Genomic DNA, 7,921 nt, shown 5'->3' on the forward strand with positions numbered 1-7,921 from the left:
GAATCGAGAACCGCCTCCACTACATCCGCGACACCGCCTGGCGCGAGGACGCCTGCCACGCCTCCCGAGGAAACGGGCCCAGAAACCTCGCCACCATCCGCAACCTCGCGCTGAGTCTCCTCCGCCTCCACGGAGTCCGAAAGGTCAAGGAAACCCTCGAGCGCATCGCCGGCGACCGCTACCGGGCACTCCACTACCTGGCTACATAGGGCAATGGATCGTCACACTAGGCGATCTTCGCGCAGCCCTGAAGAGAACCCGTGGGGAATCTCGTTTCTTACCATGTTCCACATGGCCAACGACTCGACAATATTTGAATTTGAGGAGGATCTGGTCGGGCGTGGTTGGGTAGCTGACGAAAACGTCTTCGTCCGCGACGGCGATCGCATGTTGCCGCTGGTCGAGGGAAAGAATATTCACAACTATGATCACCGTTTTGCCACTTTTGGCGGCGCGACTCAGGCGCAGATAAACAAGGGTACTCTACCCAAGCTCGACGACAATCAACATGACGATCCCGGTGGGAGCTTCTGGCCGCGGTACTGGGTTGCGGAGGGAAGCGTCTACAAGGCGTTGAAAGACCGATGGGATCGTGACTGGCTTCTCGCATGGCGCGACGTGGCGCGCAACGACGAAGAGCGGACGCTCATGGCCACGATTCTTCCCTTCAGCGCTATAGGGCATACGGCGCCGCTTATGATCACGTCAAACGGAGAGATAGCCGGACTTCAGGCCAACCTCTCATCCCTTGCACTTGATTACGTTACCCGGCAGAAGCTCGGTGGGGCACACCTGACATTCGGCCTCATGATGCAGCTCCCGGTGCTGCCGCCGGAGGTATACGTCCGCCCCACGCCATGGGATGAGGGAGTGGAACTGCGCGACTGGGTGGCGGATCGGGTGGTGGAGTTGTCCTACACGTCGTGGGATATGGCCGCCTACGCCGAGGAGCTGCACGACGACGGGCCACCGTTCCGGTGGGTCCCCGAGCGGCGGGCGCAGATCCGGGCCGAGCTGGATGCCGCCTACCTGCACCTCTACGGCCTGGCCCGGGACGAGGTCGAGCATGTGATCGACTCGTTCTTTGTCCTGCGTAAGAACGAGGAGAAGACGTTCGGCGAGTTCCGCACCCGCCGCCTCGTCCTCACCGCCTACGACATCATGACCACTGGCACCTTCGCCTCCCCGCTGGATCCCCAGCCGGGCCACGGCCCCCGCCATCCCGACAGGGCGCGCTCATAATAGAACCCGGGCGACAGTTCACACCGCCGTACGTCAAAACGACGACGCCGGAGGTAACACAGGTTCCTGAGAACGAGGCGGCACACTGCCAGGGACCTAAAATAGCGTCGGCTGCTGGCTCGTGGGTAACTCGATGACCGTGTCCGGAGTTGGCCGACCGGGACTCTGGCGGAGCCGGCCATCCTTGCGAAGTTCTCGCAATGCCGTACCCACATGTTCAGGACGAAAGACCGTGTTGATCAGCGCGAATCGGCGGAGTTTCGCGATTGTCGTCGGACCTGATGTGCTGATCAGATCGATGATCGCGTTCTGGAGTGGGTGAGTCTCAGGTCCCAGCTTTAGATCAAGAAGTTGCTGGCCCGCGTCGCGCGGGTCGCGGTAGCGGACCCCGGTGAGCGGGTCAACCTTCCACATCGCGTCCTTCATCGCCTTGAGCCCGCTCTCGTGTGAGGTGCCGAAGACGAGAAAAAGCGGATGGCCTTTCTCGTCGACCATCTCGAATGCGAGCGTGTAGGCGAAGCCCGCGAGATTGAGGGAGGTGCGGTACTGTTCGAGGAGGAAGGTTTTCTTCCGGCTCGGTGGCTCGTGCTGCACCGCGCGCCACTCTGGGCTCCCGAAAACCTTGTCCGCGGTCGCGGCATGCTTGTCGATCTGGCCGAAGCGGGTGGGAAAGCTCGTGCCGAAGGTGATGAGGACTTCGCTGGAGGGGTTGGCAGCGATGGCCCGAACGAGGTCGTGGGGGACGTCTGGGCCGCCGAAGCTGTCCAGAAAGACGAACGCGGCCGACCCGACTACTCCCAGCTGGTGGAGGAGGGGGAGGAGGTCCTGCTCGCACTTTCCTCGTCGCAGGGTCGGGACGAGAGCCGCCGGCCGACCGCGTTCCGTGAGTCTGGTGTCGATCCGCCGCCGTAGCTCCGCGAACCGGCCCGTATGCGTCTCCAGGAGCACCACGTCCAGGCGCGCACCCCTCATCAGGGTTGGGCTGTCCAGGAAGACGTCGAGGGCGACGATGGGTGATCCGGGCAGATCGTCGAGGTAGACGCCGGGACCAGCAAAGCCTTCGACGTAGGCTGCCCGCTCACGTCCAGAGAAGATGATCGGGTACCACGCTCGCAGGTAGTGACGGAGGAGGTCATGCTTTGCAGCCGTATGAGGGTCGCGGGCCCATCGGACGCCTGTCGGTACCACCACATGTAAATGTGTAGCGCATTGAAACTCTGATGTCTGCCGATCCGTCACATAGCGGAAGCGGACAGTGGTGACTGTGGAGTCGTGGCGGGCATCCCATCCCAGTTGCGTCCTTCCAGGGCACGCCCGCCGCTCTTCGGAGTTCGGCCGCCCCACTGCTTGAAGAAGAAGGGAACCGCAGCCTCCGTGCACAGGTCGCGGAGCTCGATTACCCACGCCGGGTCTACCCGCCGATGGTTGTGGCCGGACTCCCCACCTGCGATGACCCAGGCGATGCCGTCGAGGTCAACGCCGGTAAGCGGCCCTAGCAGCGGCTCGCAGGACAGGAAGCGGACGACGGCCGGAACACGACGTAGGTCGTTGATCCGCGGCAGGGCCTCGCCGTTCTCGACCGATACCCCCATCCAGACGTTGTCGGGCCAGGGCAGCGCGTCGGCAAGGCGTGCCAGACGACGGGGCCGTTTCGTGAGGACCTGGAAGGTGTGCTGGGGTGCTGCGGCCATCACCGCGAAGACTTCCTGGATGAAGGCCGTTGGCACCCGAGCATGGAACAGGTCGCTCATCGAGTTGACGAACACGTGCCGTGGGGCCCGCCAGTGCAGCGGGATCGAAAGCGCGTTGGTGTGAACTGTCACCCCGAACCCGGGCCCGGACGTGCGCGGATCGCCGTCTTGCTGGTACTTCGGGCTGCCCATCGCCTTCAACCGCGCCGCCAGGGCCAGCGCGTAGCAGTTGTCGCAGCCCGCCGAGACCCTGTCGCAACCAGTCGTAGGATTCCAGGTCGCCTCCGTCCACTCGATCGCACTCCGGTCAGCCACAGGGACCTCCTCCTCGATCTTTCTCCAGACTCGCACATGTGTGCGATGCCCGACAGGTGGCACGCGGATGTTGTCTTCAAGATGGTGCTCTTCCTGCGAAGTTCACATGGTGGTCCCCCTCTTCGACCACTCTGTGGTGGCTGACCGCGCCCCCGGTCCGGCGGTACCTGACCGACTTCCCGCGACCAGGCCGACCCGGGCGCGCGGCGCGGCCAGGAGTGGCATAGATTGCACTTTCTATGGACATTGGGGATGCCTGGGGAGACAACCAAGATCCGGAGCTGTTCATGGCCGAGCATGCGGCGGTCTACTACACAGCCGGGATGATCTCCGAATTGGGATTCGCGACCGATGACTCGGTGTTCGAGCCTGGCCGGGCGGTCGCGGTGTGGACGCGGCAGAACGCCGAGGAGCTGGCGGCTCGGCTGGAGCATCCGCCGCCCGGGGAGTACCGCACGTTCTTGGAGAAGTTGCGAGCCGAGCTGACGGGTGCCCGGCCTGAGGTGGTGCAGCTCGCCGCCGAGATCCTGTTCCTGCACTTCCTGCCGGTGTCCAACATCAAGGGGGCGACGAAACGCGCCCAGATCAACGCCGTCTTCGGTGAGGCCGCCCTACCGGTCTGGCTGGTACCCCAGCTCAAGGCGGCGCTTGACGACGGTGTTATCCGGGTCGGTAGGGCGTTCAACAGCCAGCGGGCGCAGCAGATGATCTGGCTGGCCAGGGTCGTCGCCCACGTGAAATCCCAGCCGCCGGCCGTGGTGAAGGCCGCGCTGGAAGATCCGTGGGCCTTCCGTGCGCTGGTCGACGCCGTGCCGGCCAAGAACGCGGCCGGGCAGCGGCGGGCGCTGCTGTGGGTCCTCTTCCCCGACGTGTTCTTGGGCTCGGTGAGCGGCAAGCACCTGTCGTCGATCGTCCAGGCGTTCCGGGACGAGGTCGAGGTGCTTACCGGTGACGACGAGCGGGACTTCGCCGCGATCCGGGAGACGATCGAGGAGCGTGAGGGGCCGGTGGACTTCTACGCCCGGCCGTGGTCGGCGCGGTGGGGCTGGGGCGAGTCCTCGGACGCGGCGGAGCTGGTCACCTACCGGCCCGGCTGGTTGGTCCGCGGGACGAAGACGAAGGCGCAGGGCCGCAACCTCGTCCCGGAGTGGCTGCGGGATGGATACTGTTCGATCACGCTGTCCGAATACCCGCGTGTGGAGCCAGGGCTGTCGCGCAGCGATCTGGCGAAGGTCGTCCGCGGGGTGGAACCGGAGCTGAGCCCGGCACAGGAGGGCGCGCGGGTCACGCTGCTCGATCGGTTCCTCACCCGGATGAAGCCCGGGGATCTGGTGGTGACGGTCAACGAGTCCCGGGTGCATGTGGGTGTCCTGGCCGGCGAGGCGACCTGGGCGGCCGAAACGGATATGGTGCCCGCGCACCAGCGGCGCGCCGTCCAGTGGCTGGACACGCCTCGGCTGCACCGGACCGACCTGTCCGACACCGCCCAGGACCGGCTGTCGGGCCAGGCAAGCGTCGTCGAGCTGGGCGAGGTCGCCCGGGAGATCGCCGAGCTGGTCGACCTCGACGGCATCGACGCGACAGGTATCACCGACCTGTCCGCCGAGGTCGGCGCGGACATGCACGCGAGCGCTGGTCTGGCCGGCGTGCCGGTGGACGGTGAGGTGCCTCGACCGACCACGATCGTCGTGGAGGCCCCGCCGCTGGAGGAACTGCCGGCGCCGACGGCCGAGATGGCCGGGCGGCTGCTGGTCGACCACGACTGGCTGGTTGAGGTGGTGGAGCTGCTGACCGAGAAGAAGCAGCTCGTCCTCTACGGCCCGCCTGGCACGGGGAAGACCTATCTGGCGCAGGAGCTGGCCCGGTTCGCCGAGGAGGAGACCAACGGCGGGTACCGGCTGGTGCAGTTCCACCCCTCCTACGCCTACGAGGACTTCGTCGAGGGCTTCCGCCCCAGCCTCAGCCCCGACGGCACGTTCCGGTTCGCGAAGGAGCATGGCCCACTGCGCCGCCTCGTCGACGCCGCCCTGGGGAACCCATCCGGGGCGTATGCGCTGGTCATCGACGAGATCAACCGGGCGAACCTGGCGAAGGTGTTCGGTGAGCTGTATTTCCTGCTCGAATACCGCAACCGCACGATCAACCTGCAGTACTCGCCCGACGACCTGTTCCGGCTGCCGCCGAACGTGTTCGTGATCGGCACGATGAACACCGCGGACCGCTCCATCGCCCTGGTCGACGCAGCGATGCGCCGCCGGTTTGCCTGGCAGGCTCTGTTCCCCGGCGAACCCCCGGTGGACGGGATGCTGCGCCGCTGGCTGGCACAGGAAGGGCTGCCCGGGCAGGTCGCCGACCTGCTGGACGCGCTGAACGCCGCGATCGGCGACCGGGATGCCGCCGTCGGCCCGTCGTACCTGATGAACCGGCGGGTGGGAGAGCGTAAAGGGCTGGAACGGATCTGGCGCACCCAGATCCTCCCCCTGCTGGAAGAACACCACGCTGGCGAACACCCTGACGTCACCGCCTACGTCCGTGACCGCTACGGCCTGAGCGCCCTGCATACGGCCTTGGAAGCGACGGCCGGCGGGGCGCGAGTCGACGGCGGCCCCGGCGTTGCAACGCCGGACGGTTCCTGAGCGACACCGATGCCCATCCGCATCGAACTGCAGGAATACCAGTCCTGGGTCGTACCGGGCCTGGAGGGAGCGACGGCCCGGACGCTCGCCGCGACCGGGGCCATCACCGCCACCCGCGATCTCGACGGCGGCCTACGGCTGACTGCCTCCTCCCGGGTCGGCGTCGTCCGCGCCGGCGACGTCGAACTCGTCGTCAGGCCGAAGGTCGGGGTGGGCCGGCTGCTGTGGCTGCTCGGATACGCCCGCGACCCCGCAGGCTGGCGCGACGACGACATCACCCTCGACCCGTCCACCGACCTGAGCGCCGGACTGGCCGTGGCCTTCGCCCACCGCACCGAACGCGCCCTCGCAGCCGGAGTCCTGCGCGGCTACCGGACAAGCGACGAAACCTCCCCGGTCCTGCGCGGTCGGCTCCGCGAAGCCGACCAGATGCGCGCCCGCCTCACCGTCGCCATCCCCCTGGAGATCCGCTACGACGACTACACCGCCGACATCACCGAGAACCGCATCCTCACCACCGCCACCCGCCGGCTGCTGCGCCTACCGGGCATGCCGCCACCCGCCCGGGCGGCGCTGCACCGCATCCGGGCCCGGCTCGCCGACGTCACCCCGCTGACCGCCGGCCTACCGCCGCCGGCCACCCCTGTCACCCGGCTGACCCGCCGTTACCAGCCCGCCCTGCGTCTCGCCCGACTGGCACTGGTCCACCGCGGCATCGACATGCCCGCGGCGGCCCGCGCTGGCACCCTCGCCGCGACCGGCTTTCTGTTCGACATGAACACTGTGTTCGAAACCTGGCTCACCACGGCCCTGCGCACCGCACTGGAACACCGCGGCGGCGCTGTGGACGGCCAGCGCGGCATCCACCTCGACGAAACCGGCCGGCTTCCCGCCTACCCCGACATCACCTGGTGGGACGGCCCCCGCTGCCTCGCCGTCATCGACGCCAAATACAAAGCACCGACCGGGGAGCTGCCCGTCCAGGACCTCTACCAGATGGTCGCCTACTGCACCGCGCTAGGCCTGCCCGCTGGTCACCTGGTCCACGTCGGCACCGCTCCGCCCGGCATCCACGTCCTGCGCCACAGTGGCCTGCGCCTCCACACCCATGCGCTCGACCTCGACCAGCCCCCTGCCGGGCTTCTTGACCAGATCGGGGCCCTCGCCACCGTCATCTTCGATCGGTAACCAATCTGTTGGCTGACCGGCGGCCCTTGATGTTTTAGGTGGGCCACTTGCAGATAAAATGGAGATGTTCGATCTCTACGAATCGGCTGATCGAGCCTCACAAACCTCGAAGCGCCCGGCGCGCGAGAGGGCTGACGTATTCGAAACATGCGAGCCCACCTGTCGCCGACCGCCATTGCAGAAGACCTTCTTCGCTAAAGGCTTCGAGGATGGCTGCAACTGTGCGCCAATTGAGGCCATAAAATTCCGACAGATCAATTGAATTTCGGCCGGAGACAGCCGTCTTGAGTACAGCACGCCTCGCATCCTTCAAGTTCACTCCCGAGCGAGCCTCCTCGGCAAGCCACAGGGGGGCGGGTATCCCCTTGATCCACCAGCGCTGGCGGTCGCCCATTGGGGTGGCGTCAATCATTTTCTGTACGGCCAGTGCTTCCATGCTCTCATGAAACTCATCGGTGGAAATTCCCAAAGACTCGACAGTTATCTGTACTTCGTTACTGAAAATTATCGAATCCGGGGGCCATGCCCTCAGGGCTTTGATGATCTCAAGATATACGACGCGGTCGGCTGGTTCTGTGATGCTTAGGGTTCGGATTGATATAAGTTAATCGTCTGGCTGGTTGATCGTGTAGTTCCAGTCTCCGTGGAAGTCATGTCTGTTGATCGGGATTCTCTCCCTGTCCTGTGTGGTGACTTTGACCTTGGTGGGATAGTCGCCGGGATCGAGCTCGCAGCGGACTGTGAGGCCGGTGGTGGTCGTCGTGTTGGCGATGAGACTGACGATGGTCTGGAAAGTGGTCAGCGGCCGGCCACGCCAGTTCGCGGTGATCCGGGAGAACAGCCGGTGCT

The 7,921-nt window shown here is 65.8% G+C and carries 7 protein-coding genes and 1 pseudogene; 4 read left to right on the forward strand and 4 right to left on the reverse strand.

Annotation, left to right across the window (positions count from 1 at the left end):
* Both B207_RS40925 and B207_RS0131655 read left to right on the forward strand, forming a co-directional pair.
* A pseudogene (locus tag B207_RS40925) lies at positions 1–209 on the forward strand (ISAs1 family transposase); the annotation flags it as partial.
* 82 nt (positions 210–291) lie between these two features.
* On the forward strand, positions 292–1,242 hold the full coding sequence (locus B207_RS0131655; protein WP_195905387.1) for a hypothetical protein: 951 nt from the start codon (positions 292–294) through the stop codon (positions 1,240–1,242).
* A gap of 96 nt (positions 1,243–1,338) precedes the next feature.
* Here the strand turns inward: B207_RS0131655 and B207_RS0131660 are convergent, their stop codons facing one another.
* Entirely contained in the window at positions 1,339–2,433 is a 1,095-nt protein-coding gene (locus B207_RS0131660; RefSeq protein WP_026311652.1) for a three-Cys-motif partner protein TcmP, read from the reverse strand.
* A gap of 44 nt (positions 2,434–2,477) precedes the next feature.
* Complete coding sequence (locus tag B207_RS0131665) at positions 2,478–3,248, reverse strand: DUF5131 family protein (RefSeq protein ID WP_026311653.1); 771 nt, start codon at positions 3,246–3,248, stop codon at positions 2,478–2,480.
* Positions 3,249–3,487: 239 nt separating this feature from the next.
* On the opposite strand from B207_RS0131665, the gene B207_RS0131670 reads away from it, so the two are divergent.
* Both B207_RS0131670 and B207_RS0131675 read left to right on the forward strand, forming a co-directional pair.
* Complete coding sequence (locus B207_RS0131670; protein ID WP_018640713.1) at positions 3,488–5,884, forward strand: AAA family ATPase; 2,397 nt, start codon at positions 3,488–3,490, stop codon at positions 5,882–5,884.
* A gap of 9 nt (positions 5,885–5,893) precedes the next feature.
* Complete coding sequence (locus B207_RS0131675) at positions 5,894–7,072, forward strand: McrC family protein (RefSeq protein ID WP_018640714.1); 1,179 nt, start codon at positions 5,894–5,896, stop codon at positions 7,070–7,072.
* Between the two features lie 97 nt (positions 7,073–7,169).
* On the opposite strand, the gene B207_RS40400 is transcribed toward B207_RS0131675, so the two are convergent.
* Complete coding sequence (locus tag B207_RS40400) at positions 7,170–7,541, reverse strand: hypothetical protein (protein WP_154675755.1); 372 nt, start codon at positions 7,539–7,541, stop codon at positions 7,170–7,172.
* A gap of 135 nt (positions 7,542–7,676) precedes the next feature.
* On the reverse strand, positions 7,677–7,921 hold a 245-nt coding region (locus B207_RS0131680; RefSeq protein WP_018638218.1), incomplete at its 5' end, for an ISAzo13-like element transposase-related protein.

Source organism: Parafrankia elaeagni (genome assembly GCF_000374165.1).
GTDB classification, from domain to species: Bacteria; Actinomycetota; Actinomycetes; order Frankiales; family Frankiaceae; genus Parafrankia; species Parafrankia elaeagni.